The sequence below is a fragment of the Mesorhizobium sp. M0060 genome, assembly GCF_040323155.1.
In the GTDB taxonomy this organism is placed as follows: Bacteria; Pseudomonadota; Alphaproteobacteria; order Rhizobiales; family Rhizobiaceae; genus Mesorhizobium.
This window is the reverse complement of the sequence record NZ_JAMYUP010000043.1, coordinates 1-23,920: the sequence shown is the minus strand read 5'-3', so window position 1 is coordinate 23,920 and position 23,920 is coordinate 1. Positions and strand designations below refer to the sequence as shown.

Here is a 23,920-nt window from a genome sequence, read left to right as displayed (position 1 = left end):
ACATTAGCTGCTTTCGCCAACATCGACGACAGGAGTGACGTTTCGTGCCAAAAAGCCGACTGGACGATATCGACCGAAAGATCATTGCTGCGCTGCAGGCCGACGGCAGGATGACGGCGCAGCAGCTTGCCGAGCAAGTCGGCCTTTCGGCCTCGCCCTGCGCCCGCCGGGTCCGCCTGATGGAGGATATGGGCGTGATCACCGGCTATGCCGCCCTGATCGATCAGGACATGGTCGATTTGCCGATCTCGGTGTTTGCCTCAATCAAGCTGGAGCGCCAGCGCGAGAACGAGCTGAAGCGGTTCAACGCGGCAATCGCGCGCTGGCCGGAGGTGGTCGATTGCTATCTGATGACTGGCCAGCGCGACTATCTGCTGCGTGTGGTAGTGCGCGACCTGCACGCCTATGAGCGCTTCCTGAAGGAAAAGCTGACCCGGCTGGACGGCGTAGCCTCCATCGAATCCAGCTTCGCGCTTGCGCAGATCAAGCGATCGAACCGGCTGCCGGTCGAACCATGACGTTTGCGCGTGCGCAGGTCATTCACTACAATTCCATGGTCGCCGCACGTTCTGGGAGAGCATGATTTCAGCCGGTCGCGAGTGGCGCTGTGGAACCTTGATCAAAGTTTTGGCCGATAGAGATGGCTGCGCCCCCGCGGATGGTGTCCGGCGAGGCCAGCTGCTTGATTGCACTTTCGGTCCAAAGCACTGGCTCCGTTATCCGGTAGAATTGTCGCGTCGCCATCAAGGCTGAGGGGCCGACATCAACCATCAGGCCAATCATTGTCATATCATCGCGTTTGAGCGAAGGCCCAAGCTGCTTTGGACTCCAGCCAATCGATGCGAGGCGGTCGAACCAGTAGTCCTCACACACGATTGTCAGATTGCTGATATGTCGCTGAATACAGAATTCCAAAATTCCGCAGTAGATCACGCCGGCTGCGTGGCAAGGTCGGCCCGGCTCACGAAGATCACGCGCCACGAAGAACCTGGTCCATTCAAAGACATTCGGTCGCCGCGGAACGCCATCATCGGCGAGTTGCGGAAAGATTTCGCTCATCAGATGTGGGCGGAGGCTCGGCACCAAACGCGATCCGGCAACGACACCTCTCCCTGGCTGGATGCCGAGCAAATGAACCGCGTCCGAAGTGTCAAACGAGTCGATCTCGCGCCGGTCGGGGCGCCTCAGTTCGTGCCACCCACGTTCATCGACATAGATTTCATGTCGCAGGCGAAAATAACTGTCGAGCTCCTCTTGATAGGCAAAGCTGTTTGACGCGTCGACGACATGGACCTGAATCATTGCGGTTCCTCGCGATGGAACCCCATCCGACCACGCGACGATTGCCCGTGAAATACCCAGATCTGAGGATGGATCAAAACTCGATTTCGTGCCTGCGGAAAGCCTCGACGATCGCGTGCACGACGTTGGCGCTGCTGAGCTTCTGCTTGATGTTGCGCAGGTGGGTAGTCACGGTGTTTTCCGAGTGCCAAGTATTCGCGAAACCTCCCACGCGGTCTTTCCTCCCGCGACCCACTGCAGGATTTCACGTTCTCGTTGGGAAAGCTTTTGTCTCGGCCGCCTGCGCGAGCTGCCAACGAGTCGTTCGGCAGCTGAGTAGGCATGGCGCGCAAGGGCATGGATGGTGCAGCGCACCGCCGGCGCCAAATCAATTTCGCTTCCAGCAACCGTTACACAGGCGGGATCGCCAAACGCATCCTGGATTGGGATGCAGATCCCGTCGCAAAGCCCAAACTCTCTCGCCTCACCCATCACCTTCCTGGCATTGCTGTTCGTCAAGCCGTGATGGGCATCCCTCCAAAGAAACGGCCCGATCCCACCTCGGCACAAAGCAACGCAAGGATCATGGCGATAGTGTCCGGCAGCCATGTAGCGGTCGTACCATTCCTGCGGCCAACCGTTGACAAGGATGTGTCCATCCAGCGATCCGGTGTCCTGGCGTGGCAATTCGGTGACGAGACAGGCTGCGTAGCCGTGACGTTCGATGCTCTTGCGCAGTTGCCGAATGATCTCGGCGGCGCTGGTTGCACGGTCAATCTGCGCGGTTGCTTCAAAGATTTGTATTAGCTGATCCTGTAAGACGCTCCCGTGAACCGCCGCCATTGTACGTCCTTTCAATGTACTGAGACAAAGAAAACAATAAATAACTTAGGTTCGACCGCAACCTGCGGCATGACGTTTGACTACTATAGTAGGTGGCACTAAAGGGCGCGTTCTGACTGCCTCGCCGCATGAGGCTGAGGTCAGTTTTTGCTCGCAATCTGAGGTTGCTTCGCCAGGGCACCGGCCTGTCGCAGGAGCAGCTCGCGGACCTTGCCGGCCTTGATCGCAACTATGTCGGCAAGCTCGAGCGGGAGGAAAACTCACCGACCGTCGATACGCTGGAGGTACTGGCGTTGGCATTGCAAGTTGACGTGGAGCAGCTCATCCGTCGAAACTCGCCATAATGCACCGGCTAGCAGGCCGCCGAGAGTATCAGGATTTTCCCTTGCGCCGCCCACGCGGCGCCACAGTACAATCTCCAGCTGGGGCTCGGGCGTTTTTGCCGGGCCGTTTCGTCAGCTCCTCGATGTCGACGCTCAATGCGGTGGCAAGCTTTGCGAGCGACAGGAGTGTGGGATTGCGACGGCCGGCCTCGAGACCACTCAGATAGGCGCGCGTGAATCCTGAACGGAACGACAGTTCCTCTTGAGAGAGGGCCTGTGCGCGCCGAATCCTCTGTACGTTGAGGCCGACAACCACCCGTAGGTCCATGACGGCATGGTCGTCGCTGGGCACACTTTAGGACGACACACTATAGTGCACATTCGTTGTTGACAGGCACGGCCATTGCTGCTTTTCTGATCATATTAAGGAACACCATTCCGAAATAAGGAACGCCGGTGACAGGAAATCTTTCATTGGAACGTGGCCTTGCGGTTCTCAATCTCCTCAAGGAAGCGGACGAGGCGGTCGGGGTGCGCGAACTCGCGCGCAGGCTTGAGCAAAGTGCTCCCGCCGTGCAGCGAATTCTGAACACTCTGGCAGAGCAGGGCTATGTCGAGCAGTCGCCAGACTCGCGGCGCTACCGCCTTGGACACTCTGTTCTGGCGCTCGCGCGGAAGGTCTTGGGTAGAGACCGCCTGGTTGGTTTGGCTGAAATAGAACTGCAGGCGCTGGCTGCCGAAGGTTGCTTCAACGCATTCCTCGGTATCAGGCGGGGCAGCTGCGGAATTTATCTCCTGACAGTGCAAAGCAAGAGTCCGGTCGTCATTCGTTCTTCACCTGGCGAGACCTTCCCCTTGCACTCCACCGCGTTGGGCAAGGCACTCCTGATGGAGCTGAGCGGCGAGGCGGTCATTGGGATTCTTGGACGAGGTCCACTGGAGCAGGTTGCCGTACGCACCGTCACGGATCCGCACAAGCTCGTTGCTCAAATCAGAGCATCCGAGCCCATCGGTTACACAACATCCCTGGACGAGAACTTTACCGGGCTGATTGCGGTCGGCGCACCGCTTCGCGATGCATCAGGCACAATCATCGCCGCGATAAGTGTGGCCTACCCCCGGTCAGTGGGACCGCATGTGGAGATCGCTGAGATTGGAGAGGCAGTAATGGCGGCTGCGGCGCGCATTTCCGCCGGCCTCGGCTTTGTGGAAGCAAAACAGGCTCGGGATTCCCATCATGCTGCTTAACGAAGCGCGCCTGAAACGATGCATGACGGCAGCCGGGCTTGATGCAGTTATAGCGACGGCGCCGGAAAACGTGACCTATATGAGCGGCTTCTGGGCTCTGCCGCAATGGATCCGTCGTGGTCCGCAGGCCTATGTGGTGTGGCCGGCTCCTGACAAAGGCACGCCTGAAATCATCGCCAACACTAGTACCCTCGACCTCGTTGCTGATCAGGAACTCTGGGTAAGCAAGGTGCGGCGCTATGGCGACTTTTATGCCGATGTCGGTCCGACGACCGCCGCGGATCGCGCGAATAGACAACACCTCCAGCTTCGGGCGCTGCCGAGACATAGCGATGCAATCGCGGCTTTGGTTGCCGCATTGGACGAAGCCCAGCTCGCCCGTGGGCGGATCGGCATTGACGAGGCGGGACTCGCGCCAGGATATCACGAAGCTCTCAAAGCCCATTTTCCCAATGCGTCGTGGGTACCAGCCACGGCGTTGCTTCGCGAGGTTCGTGCAGTAAAGACGACAGATGAAATCGAACGGCTTGGCCAAGTTGCCAAAATTGCCGAACGCTCCATTGAAGCAGCGCTCGCGGTTGCTCAAGAAGGTGCTACCGAAGCAGACGTGGCGCGCGCTTTTCATGTCAAAACGGTTGAGGAAGGCGCCCTGCCCGTATTGGGATGCATCGGCTTTGGCGAGCGTAGCGCGCTCATGAACGTCCAGCCTTCTGACCGCAAGTTGCGTGCTGGAGAAATCATCCGCTTCGACGTCGGGGGCCGGTTTCGGCACTACCGCGCCGACATTGCCCGCATCGCCACGCTGGGCGATCCGCCGCCGCAGGCGCATCGGCTTCAGCAAGCGCTACTGCGCGGAGTTCAGCATGCCTGCGACATTATCCGGCCGGGCATGGCAGCGGCACAGCTCTTCGAGGCGGTGGTGGGTGTCGTTCAGCGCGAAGGAATTGCTCACTACAAGCGCGATCACGTCGGTCATGGCATCGGCCTTGACGGTTATGACGCGCCAACGCTCTCGCCGCGCAGTACAGACGTCCTTGAAGAAGGAATGGTGCTGTGCGTGGAGACGCCCTACTACGAAATCGGCCGCTGGGGACTCCAAGTGGAGGACATGGTGGTTGTTCGCCATGACGGAGTGGAGCGGCTGACGGAGACGCAAGGCCCAATCACCCGGGTGCCGTCATGAGCGCGGTTGGACTTTCCTGCATTCGATGCGGCGCCTTGTTCCGGATCGATATGAAGATCGACTCACGCGGCTGCCCGAAATGTAGTGCGGAGGCGCCCGCCAATCTTAAGGTTGTCTATGATCCATCAGGAGATACATCGGCCTCTTCCGCAACGGGTGCCGCGCTGCCCTCGCTCTGGCGCTATGCCGACATGCTTCCTTGTGCGCTCAGCGATGCAATCTCTTTGGGCGAGGGGCTGACGCCGCTGTTAAGTGCCGAGACGCTGGGAAAGCAACTCGGCGTCCCCAACCTTCTTATCAAGGATGAGGGCGGAAATCCTACGTGGTCCCACAAGGACCGCTTCTCGACCGTAGCGGTGTCGATGGCACGTTTGAGCGGCGCACATGTCGTGGCGACGGCCTCGTCCGGGAACGCCGGGGCCTCACTTGCCGCTTACGCTGCACGGGCGGGCTTGAAATGCGTCGTTGTCACATTCTCCGGCACTGCCGGCGCCATGCTGGCACAAATCCGCAAATACGGCGCGAAGGTCGTGCCTCTGGCCGACAAGTCGCATCGTTGGCCATTGCTTGCCGCTGGTACCGAGCGCCTCGGATGGTTTGCAACGTCGCCGTTTCACAGCCCCGTGGTCGGCAGTCATCCTGTCGGGATCGAGGGCTACAAGACCCTGGCTTACGAAATCGTCGACCAGATGCACGGTGCCGTGCCGGACTGGTGCGCCTTGCCTGTTTGCTATGGGGACGCGCTTGCCGGGCTGTGGGCTGGATTTAAGGATCTTCTTAGCCAAGGCAAGATCGATCGGTTGCCGAGACTCGTGGCGGCGGAAGTGCATGGATCTTTGGCCAGAGCGCTTGCCGGCAAGGGAGATCTGGTTGCCGAAGTTCCCGCAAGCTTCGACACGCTTGCCATCTCGATCGGCACCACACGAAGCACGTTTCAGGCGCTCAACGCCCTGCGTGAATCTGGCGGCATGGCAATGCCGGTCGGCAATTTCGGCCTGGTAGCGATGCAGCAGCAGCTTGCGGCCACCGAGGGCGTTTTTGCCGAGCTTGCCTCCGTGACGCCATTTGCAGCTATCGAATCCTTGAGACGAGAAGGCACCATCGCGCGGTCGGACAGCGTCGTCGCCATCGTGACAGCGAGTGGCCTCAAGGACTTGGACCGTTCGACCGGTCCGGACAAAGCACAACCATCATTTCAGTCAGTTGCCGAAGCGTGGGAATACCTTGCCGAGGGCCGTGACTATTTCACGCCCTCTCATGAAAGACGCGCGACCAAGATGTCCTGAAGAGAAGATAGAGACGATCATGAACGGATGCGATTTCTGATCGATTGATGATCTCGTCCACCATTGGACGGTATTGCGACTTCCTAAAAGCTATCCAGGAGAGGCAAAAAAATTCAACCCGCTTAGCGAGCGGAACCTCGATTCAAACATGATGTAAGGGGAATGTTCATGCTTCACAAAACGCTCATCGGCTGGCTTGCAGCTATCGGTATCGGAATGGCAACGCAGACAATGGCCGAGGAAACGCTCAGAGTCGGCGTTACTCCAACCGGGGTGCCGTTCACGTTTGTCGACACCGCAACCCAAAAGCCGACAGGCGCGATGGTCGATCTGGCAAGTGCGATTGCCGCGAGCCTTGGTACGACCGCCGATTTTCAAATAAACGCCTTTCCCGCCCTTATCCCGGCATTGACGACCGACAAAATCAATCTGATCTCCGCCAGTATGTTCATAACGGACAAGCGCAAGCAGGTCATTGATTTCAGCACGCCGGTTTACGCCTACGGCGAGGCAATGTTTGTTGCTGCCGGTGACAGCAAAAACTACACACTCGAAGAGCTCAGGGGTGAAACTGTCGGCGCGCAGATCGGCTCAACCTACGCTGACGCTCTGGAAGGTCTTGGCGTATTCGGCCAAGTCAAACTCTACGACTCGATCGCTGATATGATGCGTGATGTGGTCCTGGGTCGCATCAAGGCCGGCTTTGGTGACGCCCCAATCGTCGCGTACCAGCTGTCAAAGAATCCCGAACTGGGTGTTCGCCTCGTCGACGGCTATCAGCCGATGAAAAAAGGCGAGGTCGCGTTGGCGGTTGCCAAGGAAAACCCACTGCTTCTCGAAAAGGTGAACGCTTCCATCGCGAAGTTGAAAGAAAGTGGCGAACTCAGGAGAATATTTGCCAAATATGGTCTCTGAAGGCCATCGCGCATGGACCGCGAAACGCGCGCCGGCTGGCAGGACCATAGGATCGCGTCGGAATGACCGGCTTTGTCGGCCAGGGTACGTGCCAAGAGGAATAACAGCCGGCCATGACCAAATTCATCGCGCACGCAACGGAATATCTGCCGCTTCTTCTTAACGGCGTTTGGCTGACCGTCATGATAACCCTTTTTGCGCTGTGCCTTGCGACCGCGCTCGGTCTTGTCTGGGCGTTGTTCAGAACGTCTGGGATTCGCTCTCTCGCAGTGCCGACACGGCTCCTTGTCGACTTCGTGCGCGGCATACCGCTCCTCGTCGTTCTCTTCTATATTTACTTTGTCGCGCCCGATATCGGCATCAACCTGACTGCCCTTCAGGCTGGCACGATCGGGCTGGGGCTGGCTCACTCCTGCTATCTCGGGGAAACTTTCCGGGCTGGCATCGAGGCGGTCGATAAGGGTCAGATCGAAGCGGCAAAATCGATCGGGATGAAGCGCCCGTTGATGATGCGTCGCGTTGTGCTGCCGCAGGCATTCAAGATTATCCTGCCACCTTACGCCAACAATATGGTCATGCTGCTAAAGGACTCCTCGCTTGTGTCGGTGATTTCGGTTCAAGAGCTGACCATGCAGGGCAAGATGCTTGCGTCCTCCACATTCGACAACATGACAGTATTTACCCTGGTGGCACTGCTCTATCTGTGCCTGACGGTTCCGCTGAATCTGCTTATGCGTAAAGTGGAAATCTATCTTGGGGCGGCAGGATGATCATCTTCGACGACGTGCACAAGTCCTTCGGGGTCCACGAGGTTCTCAAGGGGATCAACGCCGAGATCGTCAAGGGACAGGTCGTGTGTTTGATTGGGCCGTCGGGTTCCGGCAAATCGACGCTTCTGCGTTGTGTGAACGGGCTTGAAAACTATCAGCGCGGTCGCATCAGTATCGATGGCACCGTGGTGGATGCCGCCTCGCCCCAGGTTCATACCATCTGCACCCGCGTCTCAATGGTCTTCCAACGCTTCAACCTGTTTCCGCACCGCACCGCCCTGGAAAATGTCATGGAAGGGCCCCTATACGTGCTGAAGGAAAATAGGAAACAGGTCCGCGAGCGGGCAATGGCACTGCTCAACCGCGTCGGCTTGGCCGACAAGACGAATGCCTATCCCGCGTCCTTGTCAGGCGGCCAGCAGCAGCGCGTGGCCATCGCCCGCGCCCTGGCGATGCGCCCACAGGCCATCCTTTTCGACGAGCCGACCTCCGCACTTGATCCGGAAATGGTCGGCGAGGTCCTGCAGGTAATGCGCGCGCTCGCAGACGAGAACATGACCATGCTCGTCGTTACGCATGAAATTCAGTTCGCCCGGGAGGTTTCCGATAGTGTCCTCTTTCTCGACGGCGGCCGGATCGTCGAGCAAGGTCCGGCCAAGGAGCTCCTTCGACACCCGAAGCACGAACGCACAAAGGATTTTCTTCACCGGGTGATGTACCCCGTCTGACTCTTGGCCGGTGCTGCCTTGTCGCGTCAAAATTCTGAATTAGACCTGTCGTTCCGCCGGGGACGAGCCGTCAAACTGTGCGAGAACGGCGTTTAGAGTTCTACGGTCCCAAGGAAACCTCGTCCATGCCGTTTCCTCGGCCGGGCGAATTTGCTTGAGAACTGTTGGCTCAAGGGGAATTGAAATTGGCCAGTCCTTCAAGCCGGCGAGCCAATCCGGGTTGTAGACTGTATCCGAATGCCGATGCCCTTCATCTGGCATTATCACGACGGTGGAGGCTTCGGGATTTTGCTTGGCGAACCATGCGCCGACCAGGGCAGCGGCGCCGCTGGTCGGGCCCATGAAAAGCCCGTGATCGCGAAAGAGCCCATGCGCCATGGCGTAAGCCGGTAAGGCGCCCACCCAGTGAATATCGTCGATCATCTCATGTCGAACATTGTCCGGCAAAACACTGTTGCCGAGCCCGCGCAGCATGCGCCTTCCGACAGGCTGGCCGAAGAGCATGCTTCTGTGGGTATCGACAGCAATCATCCTGAGATCTGGAAAGAGCTCACGAAGGAAACCTCCGGTTCCACACAACGATCCCCCTGTGCCGACGCAGCCGACGAGGCAATCGACGCGGCCGAATGAGCGAACAACGAGATCCGCCAGGCGCGCGTAGGCAAGGCGGTTTTGCGGACTGTCGTACTGTCGTGGCCAATACGTGTCCGGGCTATCTTGCAAGGTCTTCTGAAGGTACTCAAGGCGACCACGCTGATTGCCGTCTCCCTGAGGATCATCGATGGCCATCACTTTGGCACCGAGGTGTTCCAGCCGCCTCTTGAGTTTCAGGTCGATGAGGCTGGAGGCCGTGACGAGCGTAAGCCCATAGCCACGGGCGGCAGCTAGCATGGCGATGGCCAGGCCGAATGTGCCCGACGTCGTTTCAATGATGTGCCCACCGCGCTTAAGGCGTCCTGATGCTTGTGCACGGTCGACCATGAACCGGGCGGGCATCAGCTTCATGAGGGGAAAGCAGGCGGCGTTGAGGTTAGGCGCGAGCTGGGCAAATCGCGGTGTTTCATAGGCGCGTAAGTAGTCTTCACCTGCGCTCACTGGATTACTCTCGTTTCGGCGTTAAGGGCAAATGTATGAACATCTTTGAAGCCCGCGCCCCTCAACTGCCTTGCGAGTTCGACGGCGCGCATGGCTGGTCGCGGTGCGGCAGCATCCAGGAGGATGCCGATCAATGTGCCGCTGTGGGCCACTTGCACGCCGCATGCGTCATGCTCCCTGGCTATGTCCAGAACAGTGTTGAAAGCTGCCTTCGGCAGATGCCTCTGACTTATACTGGCGCTGATGGTTGCGACACGTCCCAGCAGACGGGGATCTTGTTGCTGGATTGAGCGGTACGCCAATCCGCGCAGAACACGGAAGACCCCGATTTCCTCACTATCGTAGCGTGCCCGTTGCATGCCCAGCGTATCGATGGGCGGGGCACTGCCATCCCTGAAACCCACCACCACAAAGGGCGGGAACTCGCCCCCGAAGTATTCGATTGTACGGCCTTCCCGGTGAGCGAAGAGCAGAGCTTGATCACAGTACGCGATGGCATCGCTCGCGCTTTCCGCGGCAACCGCCAGTCGCGCAACCGTTGACTGGCGCAGCACGAGGCCCGCAGCAGCCGCGACCGCGCGGATCGACGCAATGACGTCTGCCGTCGAGGAACCGTAGCCGTGCCCTATCGGTATAGTGCTTTCGATCGTCAATTCTCCCCCTCCCCCAGCTATTCCGATATGCTCGAGCGTGAGGGCCGCGGCGCGCGCTGCTTTGGTCCGGTTTGCAGGTCGCGGCCGAATGCCCTCTTGTTCATGTGGCCAGAAGGTCGCTAACGACTCTTGCGCCGTGAGCGGAAGCGTGACGAGGCCGCGACAAAGCCGTCCATTTTCCCCTTCAAAAACGCCCTGGAGGAATTCCCCGTGATGGGCGTGCGCCCGACCGACTCCTACGGACAGAGGCACCGCGACATTCTCGTCGTTGATCTTGCTCGAGTGTGTCTGGTGGCCGGATCTCGGCGTGTTCCTTTTTACCACCGCATCATCTCCTCACCCTTTGAGTTGGACGATGATGCGTACGACTGATCCTGGCTGTCACTCGCCAAATCTTGGTAGTGCTGTTCGCATGTACCCCAAGGCGCGGCCAGCTCGCTCCGTCACTTTGCTCAACAGTCACGCGCAATACTCGCCCCTAGCCTCGGATCGGTGGGGCAGACACCAGTCCTGGAGACCCGGCCCAGTGTCGCCGTTTCACAACGCGTCCGAAGAAACGATCGATATCAATGGCCGGCCAGAGATCCTGCTGGAACCTGTCTTCGTCATTGTCCTTCTTGCGAAGGAGGGCCGGACGGTCAAATGCGCCCATTTGGAAAAAGACACTCCTAGCCAATCCTCAATATGCCAAGTCTTGGCGATCTTGCCGTCCCTGAACTGGTGGATGTCGATGGCCATTATCTTGAACGGCGGGTTCTTGGAAGGGAATCCACCTGTCTGAGTTTCCTAGATCGTCGAGCGCACCACGACCATGTCGCCGGCCTTCCACGCGGCTCGCGCCCTTCGAGATGCTGAATAAAGATGGCTGGATTTGCCAAAGTCGATGCGCTATATGACCATCTACATGGTCAGGAGCGTGACTTACATGATCGGGGGCGTGGCATGAACGCGATCAATCTGGCTGACGCCAAGGCACATCTCAGTGAACTCATAGACCGGGTCGAAGCTGGCGATTCAGTCGACATCACCCGACGCGGCAAGTTGGTCGCACGGCTTACAACCGTGGCTAAACCACGAAAGCCGATCGATAGGGCAATGCTTCAGGCGCTGAGCACAGCTATGACGCCCCAGGTACAGGACGCTGCCGATCTGGTGCGGACGATGCGGGACGGCGATCGTTACTGATGGTTTATCTCGATACGTCGATAATTGTCGCGGCGCTTTCGAACGAGGCCGCGAGCCCGCGAGCTCAGGCCTGGCTGTCAGAGCAGGATCCGGCGCAGCTGCTGATAAGCGACTGGACCGTCACCGAATTGTCCTCCGCCATGGCAATCAAGCTGCGGACTGGCCAGATCACGGTGGCGCAACGTGCCAAGGCGCTGGCGATGTTCAATAAGCTTGTCGCGGAGAGTTTCACGGTGTTGTCGGTGACGGGCGGGCATTTCCGGGCAGCGGCTAAGTTCGTCGATCAGTACGCTCTAGGGCTGCGCGCGGGCGACGCACTTCATCTCGCCACCGCGTCGGAACACGGTGCCACAGTGCATACGCTCGACCGTCGGCTCGCCGAAGCTGGCCCCGTGCTCGGCGTGCCTACCCAGCTACTGGCGACCGGGGTTTAACACAGGCTGCCTTGATCGCGCCGGTTCGCTGCCTTTGTGATTACCCTGACTTCGTATCGAAACGCATTCGGCTGAATGCCCGGTCGGTAGCCATGAATCGTGCCAGCATTGGTGCGATCAGCTTTGCTGGATCGGCGATCGTCTGGCCGCTCTCACGGCCGAGCAATTCAGCATAGGCAACGAGATCGCGATGAACGGCGCCGGGCAGTTCGACGGTGATCTTGACCGGACGGTCATCGGGAATGGCGGAGAGTTTCAGCTTGGTCATGACGGATCCTTCTGAGCACCGTACGGCACAAGAACAAGGTCGCGATTGACGATCACGCGAACCGGAAAACCGGGCCGCACCGTGAGCGTCGGCTGCACGTTGAGCTGATTGCGCACGATCTGCTGGCCGATATTGGAGGCTGAATCCTGCGCGCTTTCGCGGACGGCTTTGGCAATGTCGCTCTCATCGCCGTTGGACCCAAGCGATGCTCCAATGCCGAGCACCGTCGACAGCGCCGCGGCCCGGAACATCTGGCCCCAATGATGGTCGACCTCGTCCTCCAGCCCGGAAAAGCCTTCAGCGCCCGCGCCCTGCTGCCGCTCCAGCACGATCGAGGTGCCGTTGGGCATGATCAGCCGGTTCCAGACCAGCAGCAGGCGCGACTGACCGAAGGCCACCTGGCTGTCATACTGGCCGATCAGCCGCGCGCCCTGCGGGATCAAGAGGTATGATCCCGTCGGGCTGTCGTAGACGTTCTCGGTGACTTGAGCGGTGATCTCGCCGGGCAGGTCGGAACGGATGCCGGTGATGAGGGCTGCCGGTATGACGCTACCAGCCTGCACGACATAGGGCGAGGCCTTCTCGGCGAGCCGATCGGGGCTGACGGTGCGGCGATCCGGTCCGGCATTGATGAAAGCGAGCTTGCGGTCCTGCATGTTTTGAGCGGGGCCTGGATCGATCGGTGGCTCCCCGATCGGCGGTGTCGGGCTGGACAGTGTGTTCGCGACCGTGTTTGCATCCTGTCTTACCGGATGCGACCGCGCGTTGGTATTGGTGAACAGTTTTGCCACGCGGGCAGCCTCGATCTCGGCCAGGCGGCGCTGTTCTTCCGGATCGGCGCGCGGTCCACTGATGTTCGGCGCCCCGGTCGGCTGGCCGCGCTCCTGCGCACGCAAGATCGGCCGGCCGAGGTCGCCAGGCAGCGCGGGGCCGAGCTGCGGAATCCCGGCATAATCCTTCGGCAGGGTCTGCAGCCCGTCGGCGGTGGAGCGGTTTTCAGTGGTGAAGAGCTCGGGCGGTTGTTCGGTGCCGCGCCGTCTAGTGTCGAGCGCCCAAATCAACGTGCCGAGGATCGCAGCGCCGGCAACGCCACCAACGCCTATCAGCACCTTGCGCGACAACCGCGTGACCCTAGCCGGTTCGGGCCGCAGGCGCAGTTCGGCTCGAATGTCCTGGTTGGGTGCATTTGCAGGTTCGGTCATCGGAACAGCCCCGCGCCAGGCTGGCGTCGTTTCGCGTCCGTCCGCACGATGCGGACACGCTTTTCGCTTGTCTTGTCGCCGAGCCTCAATTCCGCGGCAGCGAACAGCCGGTCAACGATGTAATAATTCTGGCGAGCGCGGTAGTTGACCAGTTCCGAACCACCCGAAGGGCCGATCACGAACAGCGGCGGCATTTCCCCCTGCCCTATGCCCGATGGGAACTCGATGTAGACCTTTGCACCGTCGTCGAAGGCGTGAAGCGGCCGCCAGGGGGCGGCATCGCCTTCGATGCGGTAGCGGAAATTCAGTTTCTGGAGGTCGACGCCGGTCGCGACCGGCTTTGCGGCGGAAGCCTGCGCATTCTGGCGCCGCAGCGCAATCAGCTGGTCCTGCGGATACTGCCAGGAGACGGAGGCCATGTAGGTCTTTTCGGTCGAGCGGAGCTCGAGATGATAGGTGCGGCGGTCGCTGTTGATGACGAGGTTGGTCTGGAGGTCTGGCCGTGTCGGCTTCACAAGAATGTGGACCTGCTGGCGCTCCCCTGTCCCACTTTGCGTATCGCCGATGATCCAGCGCACTGTGTCACCGGCGGCGACTGGCCCGGAGCCGACAAGCTGCTCGCCGGGCTGCAAGGCGATGTCGGTGACCTGGCCGGGTGCGGCGTAGATCTGGTAGAGCGCGCCCTCACTCCAGGGATAGAGCTGGATGGCATTGACGAAACCGTCGCGAACCGGCTGCATGCGTGCGGCCTCATTGGCCTGGCTGATCCGCTGCGTCGGATCGGCTGGCTCCGGCTTCACCTTCGTGGCCTCGACCGGTTTCAACTGACCAGGCAGTGGAAGCAGTTTCGGCACTTCCACCACCCTCACCGGACCAGCCGGGTCGACCTTCCGCACGGCAGGCGCCGCATCGTCATAATTGATCTCCGGCGGAATGTATTTCTTCGACGCACAGCCGGCGAGCGCCGTTGCTGACAGCATTGCCAGGGCAAGCATACGCGCCTTGGGCGAAATGCGCATGGCCGGTCTCGCCGATGTTCTTGTTCGTGCCGCACGCATCATGAAAGCTCCTTCGACCAGTTGATGGCGTTGACATAGACGCCGAGGGGATTGGCTTTCAGCCGGTCGGCGTCGCGGGGTGGCTGGATCACGATTGTGAGGATTGCGGTCCAGCGCTCGGTTCCGGCCAGGCTGCCATTCTCGTAGCGGCGCTCGACCCAGGCGACGCGGAAGGAATCCGGCGAAGCACGGATGACGCTGGAAACCTCAATGGCGATCTGGAGTTTGCCCACTTTGGCAAAAGGGTCGTTCAAGCGAGCGTAATCATTGAGGGAAATGGCGCCGCGATCTGTGGTGTAGTCGTAGGCGCGCAGCCAGTTTTGGCGGACGATGACCGGGTCGGCCGGAATGCTTCTGACCTGTTCGATGAAGCGGGCCAGATGCCAGGCGATCTGCGGATCGGTCGGCCGATAGTCGGCAACGGCCGGAGCGACAACCTGCGCTTCGCCGAACTTGTCGACCTCCACCACCCAGGGAACCACTGAGCCGCGCGTCGACTGCCAGACCAATGCGGATGCAAAACCGCCGGCCAAGACGAGCGAGCCGAAGGCCATCAGCCGCCAGTTTTTCGCCTGGACGCGAGCCGAGCCGATGCGCTCGTCCCAAATCTGGGCTGCACGCTGATATGGCGTCTCGGGGTGAAGCGTTTTTCCGTAACGAACGAAAGGGCGTCTAAAGGGGGTCATTGGCGGTCGTCCTGGTCGAGGGAAACATTCATTGAGCCGCCGCCATCGTCGCTGGAGTGGACCGAGTGCGCGGCGACGCTGGCGCCATGGCTCATAGCCTGGCCGCGCTTCATGCGTTTTGCCCATGCGGGCGGGGAGTCGGCACTGGTTTCGGTGGTCGGCCAGTCACCGGAGGAAGCCGTTCCCGACGAGCGCTCTCCACTCGTCGCAGCCCAAGCTGCCAAGCGGCCGGCCTCGTAGCTATCGGACAGGGCTGACGCGGCGCGCGACATTGCCTGTTTGACGGGTTGAACGGCAGCGCTGGCACCAGCCCTTGCGACACCCGCCATGCCGGCGGCGATTGAGCCTGCGCCACCTCTTCCAGATGTGGCTGCGGCAAGTTCCCAGGCGGCCGAAGTGCTGCCGGCCAGATGCGCGCCACCCCGTGCGGCGGCTGCCGACATGCGCCCGCCTGCACTGAGCCCGCCTGCTGCGCCGCCTATTGCCGCGCGGGCGCCCACCGCGCCGGCTACGCCAAGGCCACCAACGGCGAGGCTCGTGCCAACGGCGGCACCTGCGCCCAGTTGCGGAGCACCAGAAATCAGCCCCGTCGCGATGCCGGGACCGAAGATCGACAGCCCCATTAGCGAGAGAGCGCCCAGGACAAGCGACAGCGCATCGGTGATCGTCGGTTGTTCGGCACCAAAGCCTTGAGTGAACTCGCCGAAGAGGCCCGAGCCGATGCCGACGATGACGGCGAGCACCAGGATTTTCACGCCGGAGGCAACGATGTTGCCGAGCACTTTTTCAGCGAGGAAGGCGGTCCGGTTGAACAGCGCAAAAGGGATCAGCACGAAGCCGGCAAGCGTCGTCAGCTTGAATTCGACCAGCGTGACGAAGATCTGCACGGCGAGAACAAAGAACGCAATCAGCACGATCGCCCAGGCGATCATCAGGACCGCAATCTGAACAAAATTCTCGAAGAACGAGACGTAGCCCATCAACTGGCTGGCGGCTTCGAGGATTGGATTACCGGCATCGACGCCGACCTGCGCGACGCGGCCCGGCTGCAGCAGTGCGGCGCCCGAAAGTGCCGAACCTCCCGCCTTCAGACCGAGCCCGGAAAAGCTCTCGAAGACGACCCCGGCCAGACGATTGAAGTTGCCGATGATGAAGGCAAAGAAGCCGATATAGAGCGTCTTTTTCACCAGTCGGTGCAGGACGTCCTCATCCGCACCCCAAGCCCAGAACAGGCCGGCAATCGTGATGTCGATGACGATCAGAGTGGAGGTGAGGAATGCCACCTCGCCGCCGAGGAGCCCGAAGCCAGAGTCGATATAGCGGGTAAAGGTCTCCAGGAAGCGATCGATCACGCCGGTGTCGTTCATGGCGCCACCGCTTCGGGATGGGGCCGGTCTTCCGCGCGAGGCGGAGTTGGCGGTTGGAGCGGCAGCATTCGGCTCTGGTCCTTCTCGATCCACGGAGCCGCGTTTGGCGCGATGGGGCGGGATGGTTGCAGGAAGCGTCGGCGGCTTTGCGCCCAGGCTTTCCTGCAGGCTTTGTCATCAACGGCCGCCATGCCGATGGCCCGGCATCGCGCAAGCTCGACCCCAGCCGGCTCGCCGCCCGGATGTGCGGAGCGCGGGGAGGACGCGTCCTGCGAGCCGTCGCCGCGCAGCGCCATGGAGGCGGCGGTCATGGCGGCGCCAAGGGCAAGAACGGCTGTTATCCGGGCGGCGATCTTGAGATCCATGCGACTCTCGCCTCAGTCGTGGAACATTTTTACGGATGACGGGCTGTAGCTGCTGCCCGTCATGAAACGGCTGAACTGTTCGCGTGCCTGCTCCTGCGCGGCCGCCCGCCTCGCCTGCTCAAGGGCTTCGGCTCGTCCTTGTGCGGCCAGCATCGCAGTGAGATCGGCAACTTGCTTGGCTTGCACGGCGAGGAGCTGGTTGCCGGCCTGCGTTGCCTGAAGCACGCCGACAGCGGACTGGCTGGCACCGACCAGCGCACTCGTCTGCTCTTGTGTCCCCGCGATGTTGTCGACCGCGACGGCGCCGGTTTTCAGCGAATGCTCGAAGGCCGACACCGAGGTCTGCCAGCGTTGACGCGCGCCGTCGACAAGCTGCTGGCTCGACAGATCCGAACCGAAATTTTCGTAAGCGGAGGTAAACTGGCTCTCGATGTCCTGGACGCTGTAGGCCAGCTTGTCGGTCTCGCCGAGCAGGCTCTTCATCTCGGAAAAATTGGCGTCAATCTGGCCAAGCAGCGAGGTCGGCAGCGAAGTGAGATTCTTCGCCTGGTTGATCAGCATCTGCGCTTCGTTCTGAAGCGAGGTGATCTGGTTGTGGATCTGCTCCAGGGCACGCGATGCCGAAAGCAGGTTCTCGGCGTAGTTCTTTGGGTCGAACACGATCAGTGCCGATGCTGGTGCCGATGACAGCGCCGTCGCGACGACGATTGCGCCGGCTGCCGCCATGCGACGGATACGGCGACCTGCAAGAACGGAATTCATGAGGAAAGCTCCTTTGTGGATTGGTCGATCACGTCAGTGAGATTGGGAATGAGGTCTGCCGCCCAGGAGAGACCGCGGTTCGTAAGCCAGGCCTCGAGGAAATGGTCTCGGCCGGCCTCGGCGACTATCCGGTCGATCGCGGCCTGGTCTGACTTGGATGACGCGGCGCAGAGCGCGAGCGCGATCGGACCGAGGCCAAGCTCGAACAGGCGGTTGCCGCGGCGGCTCTGACAGTAATAGTCGCGCTTCGGTGTCGCTCGGGCGACGATCTCGATCTGGCGATCGTTAAGACCAAAGCGTCGGTAAATTTCGGTGATCTGCAGCTCGATGGCGCGCTCGTTCGGCAAGAACAGCCGCGTCGGGCAGCTTTCGACGATGGCGGGTGCGATTGGCGATCCGTTGATGTCCGAAAGCGACTGGGTGGCGAAGATGACGCTGGCGTTCTTCTTCCTAAGCGTCTTCAACCATTCGCGCAGCTGGTCAGCGAAACCGCCATCGTCGAGCGCCAGCCAGCCCTCGTCGATGAGCAGCAGTGTTGGCCGGCCGTCCATCCTCTGCTCGATGCGGTGGAACAGATAGGCAAGCACGGCGGGCGCAGCACCGGTGCCGATCAGGCCTTCGGTTTCGAACGCCTGGACCGAAGCTTCGCCCAGCCGCTCGTGCTCGGCATCGAGCAGCCCGCCATAGGGGCCACCGATGCAATAAGGACGGAGCGCCTGTTTCAACGGCGACGACTGCAGCAGCACGGCCAGGCCAGTCAGCGTCCGCTCCTGGACGGGTGCAGAGGCCAGCGACGTCAGCGCCGACCACAGATGATCCTTGACCAGCGGTGTGATGGGCACGCCTTCGCGCAGAAGAATGTCGACAAGCCAGTCGGCCGCCCAGGCTCGCTCTGGCGTATGATGGATGCGGGCGAGCGGCTGTAGCGAAACGGTGTGAGCGTCGCCCGACAGATCGGCCAAAGTGAGCAAGGGCAACGGATCGTCGGGCCCCTGCCCACTTCCGGCATTGCTTCCGAGATCATGCCAATCGCCATCCATGGCGAGCATGGCCGCGCGGATTGAGCCGCCGAAGTCGAAGGCAAAAAGCTGGCTGTGCTCGTAACGCCGGAACTGAAGGGCGATCATCGCCAACAGGACCGACTTGCCGGCACCGGTCGGGCCGATGACGAGGGTGTGGCCGACATCGCCCACGTGAAGGCTGAACCGGAACGGTGTGGCGCCTTCCGTTCTGGCGAAGAAAAGCGGCGGTGCGCCAAAATGCTCGTCCTCAGTCGGTCCAGCCCAGACCGCCGAAAGTGGAATCATGTGGGCGAGGTTCAGAGTCGAGATCGGCGGCTGGCGGACATTGGCGTAGACGTGGCCAGGGATGCTGCCGAGCCAAGCCTCGACGGCGTTGACGCCTTCGGCGATGCAAGTGAAGTCCCTGCCCAGAATGACCTTTTCGACCAGACGCAGCTTTTCGTCGGCGATTGACGGATCGGCATCCCAAACCGTTGTGGTGGCGGTGATGTAAGCCTCGCCGATCTGATCTGAACCGAGATCCTGCAGGGCCGCGTCCGCATCGGCCGCCTTATTGGCCGCGTCGGTATCAACGAGGACTGACGCCTCGTTGGTCATCACCTCCTTCAAGATTGCGGCGATCGATTTGCGTTTGGCGAACCACTGGCGACGGATCTTCGTCACCAGCTTCGTCGCGTCGGTCTTGTCGAGCATGATCGCCCGCGTCGACCAGCGATAGGGGAAAGCAAGCCGATTGAGGTCGTCGAGAATCCCCGGGAAGGTCATGGTCGGGAACCCGGTGATGGTGAGCGTGCGCAGATGCGCTTCGCCAAGCCTCGGCTCTAACCCGCCGGCCAACGGCTGATCGACCAATAGCCCATCGAGATGTATCGGCGTTTCTGGGACACGAACGCGATGCCGCTTGGTCGAAATGGTGGAGTGCAGGTAACTCAGCGTCTCGCCATCATCGAGCCAGTCAGCTTCGGGAACGAAACCTTCGATGAGGTTGAGCACGCGGTCGGTGCGATCGACAAAACTCTTCAGGAGCTCCCACGGATCGACACCGGTCTTTTCCCGGCCTTCGTAGAGCCAGCTCTCCATTCGCGACACTTCCTCGGCCGGAGGCAGCCACACGAAGGTAAGAAAGTAGCTGCTTTCAAACAGCACGCCGGACTCTTCGAACTGTTCGCGACGCTCGATTTCGAGAAGCGCCGATGCGCAATCCGGGAACCGGCTGTCGGGGTAGCCGCTGGCGGAATTGCGCTGCGCTTCGACAAAAATTGCCCAGCCGGAGCCGAGCCGGCGCAGCGCGCCGTTGAGCCGTGCGGTTGTTCCGACCAGCTCCGCCGGCGTGGCGGAGTCCAGGTCCGGCCCGCGAAAACGCGCCGTTCTTTGAAAACTGCCGTCCTTGTTGAGCACCACGCCCGGCGCCACCAGGGCGGCCCAAGGCAGATAGTCGACGAGGCTGGCGCTCTTCTTTCGATATTCCGCGAGGTTCATCATGGCGAAAAACCTCAGCAGCCGAAATGCACGGGATAGCGCAGGTGCCGGCGAACCACGTCGACGAACTGTGCATCGCGCTTTGCCGCCCAGACGGCTGCGATATGTCCGATCGCCCAGATAACGAGACCAGCGATCCACAAACGAAGTCCCAATCCGACCGCGCCGGCCAGCGTGCCGTTGGCGATGGCGACCGCACGCGGCGCGCCGCCGAGCAGGATCGGTTCGGTGAGCGCGCGATGCACCGGCGCGAAAAAGCCACGGACTTCCTCCTCCATCAGATCAGCGCTCCGCCGCCGAAGGAGAAGAAGGACAGGAAGAACGAACTTGCCGCGAAAGCGATCGACAGCCCGAACACGATCTGAATCAGCCGGCGAAATCCGCCCGACGTGTCGCCGAAGGCGAGCGAAAGGCCGGTGACGATGATGATGATCACCGCCACGATCTTGGCGACTGGCCCCTCGATCGATTCGAGGATTTGCTGAAGCGGCTCCTCCCAGGGCATGGAAGAGCCGGCAGCATGAGCAGGCGTGATCGTTATGATCGTAGCAGCTGCCGCAGCCAACGGCAGCTCCACGGCAAGTTTATGGATTGCCGATGAGGTGAAGCGGATCGGGGTCATTCTGAAGCTCCATGGGAGAGTGGAAATTCGCGGTCGATGTGGTCTCGAGATTCTTCGAGGGTGCGGTAGTCGCCGGTGGCCGGATCGAGCCCGTCGACCAAGGCGATCTCGACAAGCCGGCGCGCAGAGCCGCGGCCAGCGAGGACCGCAATCAGGTCGATGGTTTCGGCAATCAGCGTGCGCGGAACCGCAACGACGGCCTCCTGCACGAGCTGCTCCAGCCGCCGCAGTGCGCCAATGGCCGAACTGGCGTGAATCGTGCCGATGCCGCCGGGATGGCCGGTGCCCCAAGCCTTCAACAGATCGAGCGCTTCTGCGCCACGGACCTCACCGATGGGGATGCGGTCGGGCCGAAGCCGCAACGCCGACTTCACCAGATCGGAAAGCGAGGCGACACCATCCTTTGTGCGCAGCGCCACAAGATTGGGCGCTGCACACTGCAGCTCGCGCGTATCCTCGATCAGCACGACGCGCTCGGCGGTCCTGGCCACCTCCGCCAGCAACGCGTTGACCAGCGTCGTCTTGCCGGTCGACGTGCCGCCGGCCACCAGCACGTTCTTGCGTGTCCCCACGGCAAGCTGCAGGACGTCAGCCTGGCCTTCGGTCATGATGCCGGCAGCGACATAGTCTTGAAGCGTAAACACCGCGACTGCCGGCTTGCGGATGGCGAAGGTTGGCGCCGTAACGACAGGCGGCAACAGACCCTCGAACCGTTCGCCGGTGTCGGGCAGTTCGGCCGAAACACGCGGCGAGTCCGAATGCACCTCCGCGCCGACATGGTGCGCGACCAGCCTGACGATCCGCTCGCCGTCGGCCGCGATCAGGGTTTCATTGCTTGCGACTAGTCCTTCGCTAAGACGATCAACCCACAGGCGACCATCAGGATTCAGCATCACCTCGACGATGGCCGGATCGTCAAGAAAGCCTGCGATGGCCGGGCCGAGAGCGGTGCGCAGCATACGCGCGCCGCGCGATACCGCTCTCTTGCTGCCATTATGGTTGATCGCCACGATGGTCCCCGTTTCTTACCGCGAATTGGTTCGTGCCGCGGTCGGGGACAATTAGAAAAGGCAGGAGCGCCGGCCTTGCAACAAGCAAAACCGGCGATCGTGGCATGACGTGCAGAGACTTGCGAAATGCGGTGCCGCGACCGCGATAGCTCAGCAACCCGGTGCCTGACTGGCCATCGCCGCTCCAGCAGGCGGCTATATTCAAGGGGTGGCATCGCGACGGAGGATCAGCGGCTCGTTAGGTGCGTCTGACAGGATGAAGGGACTGCTTTCACCCTCCATGGACCGCTGCCGGAACGCCCTTTACTGCGGCCCGGTAGAGTTCCTCGCCGGCCGTTGTCGGATTGGAGTCGACAGGCAGCTTCGGGAGACTGGCGGTCGCCGCTTGGCAGGCGTCGGCCTGGCGATTGTCGTGGTCAATCCGGCGCGGGTGTAGGCGAGGCTGGCAGGTATGTTGAAGAGCCTAGAGAACTGTGGTAGAAATTGCCAGAAAGGTAGATTTTTGGAGTTTGTCGTGTCCCTGAACATCAAAAATCCAGCCACCGTTGCTCTCGCCGATGAACTCGCACGCCGCCAGGGTATCAGTAAGACAGCAGCCATTCATCAGGCCCTTAGCGAGCGCTTGCACCGCTTGGGCTTTGGAGAGACCGCTCAGGAGCGTTTGCTGGCAGAATTGCGCGCCATCCGAGAAAGAGTGGCACGATTGCCTGAACTGGATAGTCGCAGCGACGAGGAGATCATCGGGTATGACGAGCATGGAATCCCTAACTGATGGTGATCGATACCTCAGCTGTTGTAGCGATCCTTCGGAGCGAGCCTGAGGCAGCAAGGCTGGAACGAGCGCTGGTCTCCGACCCAATCCGTCTGATCCCGGCAACCTGCGTGCTCGAGGCACGCATGGTGCTGGTCAGCAGGCGCGGCGAACACGCGTTGGCCGAGATCGATCTTTGGCTGCGCAAAGTCGAGGCCGACATCATTCCTGTCGACTCCGAATTGGTTGATCTTGCGACCCAGGGTTGGCTGACCTACGGCAAGGGCCATCACCCGGCGGCGCTGAATTTTGCCGATTGCCTCTCCTATGCTTTGGCAAAGCGTGCAGACGAACCGCTGCTTTTCATCGGCAAAGACTTCTCCCAAACGGATATCGAACCGGCATGAGCACGAGACTCTAAGGCCATCGGCTGTCTCCAGCTTGAACCCTGTAATAGCGCCCAATTAGTTTCGATTCTGTCGGCTGGTCCTGCATCAAGGGTGTCATGCCAGTTGGTCCCAAAGCAGAGCAAGCTGACGTCTTTCGTCCCTCCGGCCTGGCGCTGCTGGGCCGCGTCTTCGATCGGTTGGAAGTTGAAGGCCAATCCAGCCGGCCAACTTGTGCTCAGACATTCACGGCCGCGACGCCGGTCGCGCGAATAAAGGATGGGCCTCGTCGAAAACAGCCCTTGGTCATGCTGCGCTTCCTTCCTGATGCTTGTGGCTGTTTGGACAGACCACGTTTTATCATCAGCTCGAAGCGCAGCACCTTCTTGCATCACCGTTGAAGAAGGGGCGCAAGCCGAATACCCCACCTACCAAATTGGCGGAACAAATCACGATCATTTCTCATTTTGGTGATCATCAAGGGAGATTGATCATGGGCGACCGGCACAACCCAAAAATCGAGGCATCGGCAAATATCGAAAAGGACCCGGAAGATTGGGTCAGCGGAGATGACCCAATGACTCCCGCACAAGCCTCCTATTTGAAAACTCTTGCCGAACAGGCCGACGACCCTGACGCCTATGCTGATGGCCTCAGCAAGGCGGAAGCTTCTAAACGCATTGATGCACTCCGGGAGAAGTTGGGCCTGTAGCGTCCGCTCGTGGCTTTTCGTCTCCAGCGAAGGACAGCCGATCGGGTCGGATTGGGACAGTGTTGCTGTAGGTTGTGACCCGCGCAATTAATTTTTCTGAATTCAGCCCGTTGCTGCCCGACTCGCGATCGCGAAGACAAACGGCGGATGGGAGCGGCTTATGGGGTGCAGCAGCCCGGCATGCGCCCCTAAGCTCACAAGACCTCGCGCCCGCCGGTCCAATCCTGCTGTCTAAAAAGATCAGGACGTCCCGACGAGGGCGATGGTCAGCAGAGACACAAAAAGG

30 protein-coding genes are annotated in these 23,920 nt (G+C 60.7%); 14 read left to right on the top strand and 16 right to left on the bottom strand.

The window, feature by feature from the left end; translation table 11 throughout:
* The first annotated feature begins 44 nt into the window (after nucleotides 1-44).
* Nucleotides 45-518 carry an Lrp/AsnC family transcriptional regulator gene (locus tag NKJ94_RS27835; protein ID WP_352529667.1) on the top strand — a complete coding sequence of 158 codons (474 nt, stop codon included), beginning with the start codon at nucleotides 45-47 and terminating at the stop codon, nucleotides 516-518.
* Between the two features lie 67 nt (nucleotides 519-585).
* Here NKJ94_RS27835 and NKJ94_RS27830 read toward each other — a convergent pair whose 3' ends face one another.
* Together NKJ94_RS27830 and NKJ94_RS27825 are read right to left on the bottom strand one after the other, a co-directional pair.
* On the bottom strand, nucleotides 586-1,302 hold the full coding sequence (locus NKJ94_RS27830; RefSeq protein ID WP_352529665.1) for an acyl-homoserine-lactone synthase: 717 nt from the start codon (nucleotides 1,300-1,302) through the stop codon (nucleotides 586-588).
* A 168-nt stretch (nucleotides 1,303-1,470) separates the two neighbouring features.
* Entirely contained in the window at nucleotides 1,471-2,124 is a 654-nt protein-coding gene (locus NKJ94_RS27825; RefSeq protein WP_352529663.1) for a helix-turn-helix transcriptional regulator, read from the bottom strand.
* Between the two features lie 128 nt (nucleotides 2,125-2,252).
* On the opposite strand from NKJ94_RS27825, the gene NKJ94_RS27820 reads away from it, so the two are divergent.
* Nucleotides 2,253-2,468 carry a helix-turn-helix domain-containing protein gene (locus tag NKJ94_RS27820; protein WP_023679380.1) on the top strand — a complete coding sequence of 72 codons (216 nt, stop codon included), beginning with the start codon at nucleotides 2,253-2,255 and terminating at the stop codon, nucleotides 2,466-2,468.
* A gap of 28 nt (nucleotides 2,469-2,496) precedes the next feature.
* Here the strand turns inward: NKJ94_RS27820 and NKJ94_RS27815 are convergent, their stop codons facing one another.
* A complete protein-coding gene (locus NKJ94_RS27815; RefSeq protein ID WP_352529661.1) occupies nucleotides 2,497-2,775 on the bottom strand; it encodes a helix-turn-helix domain-containing protein in 279 nt (92 codons plus the stop codon).
* Nucleotides 2,776-2,921: 146 nt separating this feature from the next.
* On the opposite strand from NKJ94_RS27815, the gene NKJ94_RS27810 reads away from it, so the two are divergent.
* The 6 genes from NKJ94_RS27810 to NKJ94_RS27785 all read left to right on the top strand — a co-directional run bounded on the left by NKJ94_RS27810 (nucleotide 2,922) and on the right by NKJ94_RS27785 (nucleotide 8,577).
* On the top strand, nucleotides 2,922-3,695 hold the full coding sequence (locus NKJ94_RS27810) for an IclR family transcriptional regulator (protein WP_352529659.1): 774 nt from the start codon (nucleotides 2,922-2,924) through the stop codon (nucleotides 3,693-3,695).
* On the top strand, nucleotides 3,685-4,878 hold the full coding sequence (locus NKJ94_RS27805) for a M24 family metallopeptidase (RefSeq protein WP_352529657.1): 1,194 nt from the start codon (nucleotides 3,685-3,687) through the stop codon (nucleotides 4,876-4,878). Before NKJ94_RS27810 ends, NKJ94_RS27805 begins: the two co-directional genes overlap by 11 nt.
* A gap of 35 nt (nucleotides 4,879-4,913) precedes the next feature.
* On the top strand, nucleotides 4,914-6,164 hold the full coding sequence (locus tag NKJ94_RS27800; protein WP_352529655.1) for a threonine synthase: 1,251 nt from the start codon (nucleotides 4,914-4,916) through the stop codon (nucleotides 6,162-6,164).
* Between the two features lie 168 nt (nucleotides 6,165-6,332).
* Nucleotides 6,333-7,079: a substrate-binding periplasmic protein gene (locus NKJ94_RS27795; RefSeq protein WP_352529653.1), complete on the top strand. Its 747-nt coding sequence runs from the start codon at nucleotides 6,333-6,335 to the stop codon at nucleotides 7,077-7,079.
* Nucleotides 7,080-7,192: 113 nt separating this feature from the next.
* Nucleotides 7,193-7,849 (top strand): amino acid ABC transporter permease, encoded by a 657-nt coding sequence (locus NKJ94_RS27790; RefSeq protein WP_352529651.1) that lies wholly within the window; start codon nucleotides 7,193-7,195, stop codon nucleotides 7,847-7,849.
* Nucleotides 7,846-8,577 (top strand): amino acid ABC transporter ATP-binding protein, encoded by a 732-nt coding sequence (locus NKJ94_RS27785; RefSeq protein ID WP_352529649.1) that lies wholly within the window; start codon nucleotides 7,846-7,848, stop codon nucleotides 8,575-8,577. The genes NKJ94_RS27790 and NKJ94_RS27785 overlap by 4 nt, the downstream gene beginning before the upstream one ends.
* 39 nt (nucleotides 8,578-8,616) lie before the next feature.
* On the opposite strand, the gene NKJ94_RS27780 is transcribed toward NKJ94_RS27785, so the two are convergent.
* Both NKJ94_RS27780 and NKJ94_RS27775 read right to left on the bottom strand, forming a co-directional pair.
* Nucleotides 8,617-9,672, bottom strand: coding sequence for a cysteine synthase family protein (locus NKJ94_RS27780; RefSeq protein ID WP_352529647.1), 1,056 nt, complete (start codon nucleotides 9,670-9,672; stop codon nucleotides 8,617-8,619).
* Nucleotides 9,669-10,577 carry a GHMP family kinase ATP-binding protein gene (locus NKJ94_RS27775; RefSeq protein ID WP_502896194.1) on the bottom strand — a complete coding sequence of 303 codons (909 nt, stop codon included), beginning with the start codon at nucleotides 10,575-10,577 and terminating at the stop codon, nucleotides 9,669-9,671. The genes NKJ94_RS27780 and NKJ94_RS27775 overlap by 4 nt, the downstream gene beginning before the upstream one ends.
* A gap of 274 nt (nucleotides 10,578-10,851) precedes the next feature.
* Between NKJ94_RS27775 and NKJ94_RS27770 the strand changes: the two genes are divergently transcribed.
* The 3 genes from NKJ94_RS27770 (at nucleotide 10,852) to NKJ94_RS27760 (ending at nucleotide 11,944) form a co-directional block, all read left to right on the top strand.
* Nucleotides 10,852-11,106: a hypothetical protein gene (locus NKJ94_RS27770; RefSeq protein WP_352529643.1), complete on the top strand. Its 255-nt coding sequence runs from the start codon at nucleotides 10,852-10,854 to the stop codon at nucleotides 11,104-11,106.
* Nucleotides 11,107-11,267: 161 nt separating this feature from the next.
* Nucleotides 11,268-11,510 (top strand): type II toxin-antitoxin system Phd/YefM family antitoxin, encoded by a 243-nt coding sequence (locus tag NKJ94_RS27765; RefSeq protein ID WP_352529641.1) that lies wholly within the window; start codon nucleotides 11,268-11,270, stop codon nucleotides 11,508-11,510.
* On the top strand, nucleotides 11,510-11,944 hold the full coding sequence (locus NKJ94_RS27760) for a type II toxin-antitoxin system VapC family toxin (protein WP_352529639.1): 435 nt from the start codon (nucleotides 11,510-11,512) through the stop codon (nucleotides 11,942-11,944). Before NKJ94_RS27765 ends, NKJ94_RS27760 begins: the two co-directional genes overlap by 1 nt.
* Before the next feature lie 40 nt (nucleotides 11,945-11,984).
* Here the strand turns inward: NKJ94_RS27760 and NKJ94_RS27755 are convergent, their stop codons facing one another.
* Genes NKJ94_RS27755 through trbB form a run of 11 tightly spaced genes read right to left on the bottom strand, consistent with a single transcriptional unit; the run spans nucleotide 11,985 to nucleotide 21,734 of the window.
* Nucleotides 11,985-12,212 carry a DUF2274 domain-containing protein gene (locus tag NKJ94_RS27755; protein ID WP_352529637.1) on the bottom strand — a complete coding sequence of 76 codons (228 nt, stop codon included), beginning with the start codon at nucleotides 12,210-12,212 and terminating at the stop codon, nucleotides 11,985-11,987.
* Entirely contained in the window at nucleotides 12,209-13,414 is a 1,206-nt protein-coding gene (locus tag NKJ94_RS27750; RefSeq protein WP_352529635.1) for a TraB/TrbI/VirB10 family type IV secretion system protein, read from the bottom strand. Before NKJ94_RS27750 ends, NKJ94_RS27755 begins: the two co-directional genes overlap by 4 nt.
* Nucleotides 13,411-14,433: a P-type conjugative transfer protein TrbG gene (gene trbG, locus NKJ94_RS27745; RefSeq protein ID WP_352529633.1), complete on the bottom strand. Its 1,023-nt coding sequence runs from the start codon at nucleotides 14,431-14,433 to the stop codon at nucleotides 13,411-13,413. Before trbG ends, NKJ94_RS27750 begins: the two co-directional genes overlap by 4 nt.
* A 38-nt stretch (nucleotides 14,434-14,471) precedes the next feature.
* On the bottom strand, nucleotides 14,472-15,158 hold the full coding sequence (gene trbF / locus NKJ94_RS27740) for a conjugal transfer protein TrbF (protein WP_352529631.1): 687 nt from the start codon (nucleotides 15,156-15,158) through the stop codon (nucleotides 14,472-14,474).
* Nucleotides 15,155-16,525 carry a P-type conjugative transfer protein TrbL gene (gene trbL / locus NKJ94_RS27735; protein WP_352529629.1) on the bottom strand — a complete coding sequence of 457 codons (1,371 nt, stop codon included), beginning with the start codon at nucleotides 16,523-16,525 and terminating at the stop codon, nucleotides 15,155-15,157. Before trbL ends, trbF begins: the two co-directional genes overlap by 4 nt.
* Nucleotides 16,522-16,890, bottom strand: coding sequence for a putative entry exclusion protein TrbK-alt (trbK-alt, locus tag NKJ94_RS27730; RefSeq protein WP_352529627.1), 369 nt, complete (start codon nucleotides 16,888-16,890; stop codon nucleotides 16,522-16,524). Before trbK-alt ends, trbL begins: the two co-directional genes overlap by 4 nt.
* A 12-nt stretch (nucleotides 16,891-16,902) precedes the next feature.
* Nucleotides 16,903-17,652 carry a P-type conjugative transfer protein TrbJ gene (trbJ, locus tag NKJ94_RS27725; protein WP_502904219.1) on the bottom strand — a complete coding sequence of 250 codons (750 nt, stop codon included), beginning with the start codon at nucleotides 17,650-17,652 and terminating at the stop codon, nucleotides 16,903-16,905.
* Nucleotides 17,649-20,156 carry a conjugal transfer protein TrbE gene (trbE, locus tag NKJ94_RS27720; RefSeq protein ID WP_352529625.1) on the bottom strand — a complete coding sequence of 836 codons (2,508 nt, stop codon included), beginning with the start codon at nucleotides 20,154-20,156 and terminating at the stop codon, nucleotides 17,649-17,651. The genes trbJ and trbE overlap by 4 nt, the downstream gene beginning before the upstream one ends.
* An 11-nt stretch (nucleotides 20,157-20,167) precedes the next feature.
* Nucleotides 20,168-20,431 (bottom strand): VirB3 family type IV secretion system protein, encoded by a 264-nt coding sequence (locus tag NKJ94_RS27715; RefSeq protein WP_352529623.1) that lies wholly within the window; start codon nucleotides 20,429-20,431, stop codon nucleotides 20,168-20,170.
* Nucleotides 20,431-20,775, bottom strand: coding sequence for a TrbC/VirB2 family type IV secretion system protein (locus NKJ94_RS27710; protein ID WP_352529621.1), 345 nt, complete (start codon nucleotides 20,773-20,775; stop codon nucleotides 20,431-20,433). The genes NKJ94_RS27715 and NKJ94_RS27710 overlap by 1 nt, the downstream gene beginning before the upstream one ends.
* Nucleotides 20,772-21,734 (bottom strand): P-type conjugative transfer ATPase TrbB, encoded by a 963-nt coding sequence (trbB, locus tag NKJ94_RS27705; RefSeq protein ID WP_352529715.1) that lies wholly within the window; start codon nucleotides 21,732-21,734, stop codon nucleotides 20,772-20,774. Before trbB ends, NKJ94_RS27710 begins: the two co-directional genes overlap by 4 nt.
* Nucleotides 21,735-22,299: 565 nt before the next feature.
* On the opposite strand from trbB, the gene NKJ94_RS27700 reads away from it, so the two are divergent.
* From NKJ94_RS27700 to NKJ94_RS37640, 3 genes are all read left to right on the top strand, one after another.
* Entirely contained in the window at nucleotides 22,300-22,557 is a 258-nt protein-coding gene (locus NKJ94_RS27700) for a type II toxin-antitoxin system VapB family antitoxin (RefSeq protein ID WP_031195575.1), read from the top strand.
* Nucleotides 22,557-22,943, top strand: a complete 387-nt coding sequence (locus tag NKJ94_RS27695) for a type II toxin-antitoxin system VapC family toxin (RefSeq protein ID WP_352529619.1) — start codon at nucleotides 22,557-22,559, stop codon at nucleotides 22,941-22,943. The genes NKJ94_RS27700 and NKJ94_RS27695 overlap by 1 nt, the downstream gene beginning before the upstream one ends.
* A gap of 310 nt (nucleotides 22,944-23,253) precedes the next feature.
* Nucleotides 23,254-23,634, top strand: a complete 381-nt coding sequence (locus tag NKJ94_RS37640) for a DUF3072 domain-containing protein (protein ID WP_502904218.1) — start codon at nucleotides 23,254-23,256, stop codon at nucleotides 23,632-23,634.
* Nucleotides 23,635-23,920: the final 286 nt, after the last annotated feature.

What these genes read in the sequence shown, in the direction of transcription:
- NKJ94_RS27820 (WP_023679380.1), top strand. Translation starts at nt 2,253, where the DNA reads ATGAGGCTGAGGTCAGTTTTTGCTCGCAATCTGAGGTTGCTTCGCCAG.
- NKJ94_RS27765 (WP_352529641.1), top strand. Translation starts at nt 11,268, where the DNA reads ATGAACGCGATCAATCTGGCTGACGCCAAGGCACATCTCAGTGAACTC.
- NKJ94_RS27755 (WP_352529637.1), bottom strand. Translation starts at nt 12,212, where the DNA reads ATGACCAAGCTGAAACTCTCCGCCATTCCCGATGACCGTCCGGTCAAG.
- NKJ94_RS27760 (WP_352529639.1), top strand. Translation starts at nt 11,510, where the DNA reads ATGGTTTATCTCGATACGTCGATAATTGTCGCGGCGCTTTCGAACGAG.
- NKJ94_RS27825 (WP_352529663.1), bottom strand. Translation starts at nt 2,124, where the DNA reads ATGGCGGCGGTTCACGGGAGCGTCTTACAGGATCAGCTAATACAAATC.
- NKJ94_RS27750 (WP_352529635.1), bottom strand. Translation starts at nt 13,414, where the DNA reads ATGACCGAACCTGCAAATGCACCCAACCAGGACATTCGAGCCGAACTG.
- trbL (WP_352529629.1), bottom strand. Translation starts at nt 16,525, where the DNA reads ATGAACGACACCGGCGTGATCGATCGCTTCCTGGAGACCTTTACCCGC.
- trbG (WP_352529633.1), bottom strand. Translation starts at nt 14,433, where the DNA reads ATGCGCATTTCGCCCAAGGCGCGTATGCTTGCCCTGGCAATGCTGTCA.
- NKJ94_RS27710 (WP_352529621.1), bottom strand. Translation starts at nt 20,775, where the DNA reads ATGACCCCGATCCGCTTCACCTCATCGGCAATCCATAAACTTGCCGTG.
- NKJ94_RS27695 (WP_352529619.1), top strand. Translation starts at nt 22,557, where the DNA reads ATGGTGATCGATACCTCAGCTGTTGTAGCGATCCTTCGGAGCGAGCCT.
- trbK-alt (WP_352529627.1), bottom strand. Translation starts at nt 16,890, where the DNA reads ATGGATCTCAAGATCGCCGCCCGGATAACAGCCGTTCTTGCCCTTGGC.
- NKJ94_RS27790 (WP_352529651.1), top strand. Translation starts at nt 7,193, where the DNA reads ATGACCAAATTCATCGCGCACGCAACGGAATATCTGCCGCTTCTTCTT.
- NKJ94_RS27805 (WP_352529657.1), top strand. Translation starts at nt 3,685, where the DNA reads ATGCTGCTTAACGAAGCGCGCCTGAAACGATGCATGACGGCAGCCGGG.
- NKJ94_RS27785 (WP_352529649.1), top strand. Translation starts at nt 7,846, where the DNA reads ATGATCATCTTCGACGACGTGCACAAGTCCTTCGGGGTCCACGAGGTT.
- trbE (WP_352529625.1), bottom strand. Translation starts at nt 20,156, where the DNA reads ATGATGAACCTCGCGGAATATCGAAAGAAGAGCGCCAGCCTCGTCGAC.
- trbF (WP_352529631.1), bottom strand. Translation starts at nt 15,158, where the DNA reads ATGACCCCCTTTAGACGCCCTTTCGTTCGTTACGGAAAAACGCTTCAC.
- NKJ94_RS27715 (WP_352529623.1), bottom strand. Translation starts at nt 20,431, where the DNA reads ATGGAGGAGGAAGTCCGTGGCTTTTTCGCGCCGGTGCATCGCGCGCTC.
- NKJ94_RS27795 (WP_352529653.1), top strand. Translation starts at nt 6,333, where the DNA reads ATGCTTCACAAAACGCTCATCGGCTGGCTTGCAGCTATCGGTATCGGA.
- trbB (WP_352529715.1), bottom strand. Translation starts at nt 21,734, where the DNA reads ATGCTGCGCACCGCTCTCGGCCCGGCCATCGCAGGCTTTCTTGACGAT.
- NKJ94_RS27815 (WP_352529661.1), bottom strand. Translation starts at nt 2,775, where the DNA reads ATGGACCTACGGGTGGTTGTCGGCCTCAACGTACAGAGGATTCGGCGC.
- NKJ94_RS27830 (WP_352529665.1), bottom strand. Translation starts at nt 1,302, where the DNA reads ATGATTCAGGTCCATGTCGTCGACGCGTCAAACAGCTTTGCCTATCAA.
- trbJ (WP_502904219.1), bottom strand. Translation starts at nt 17,652, where the DNA reads ATGAATTCCGTTCTTGCAGGTCGCCGTATCCGTCGCATGGCGGCAGCC.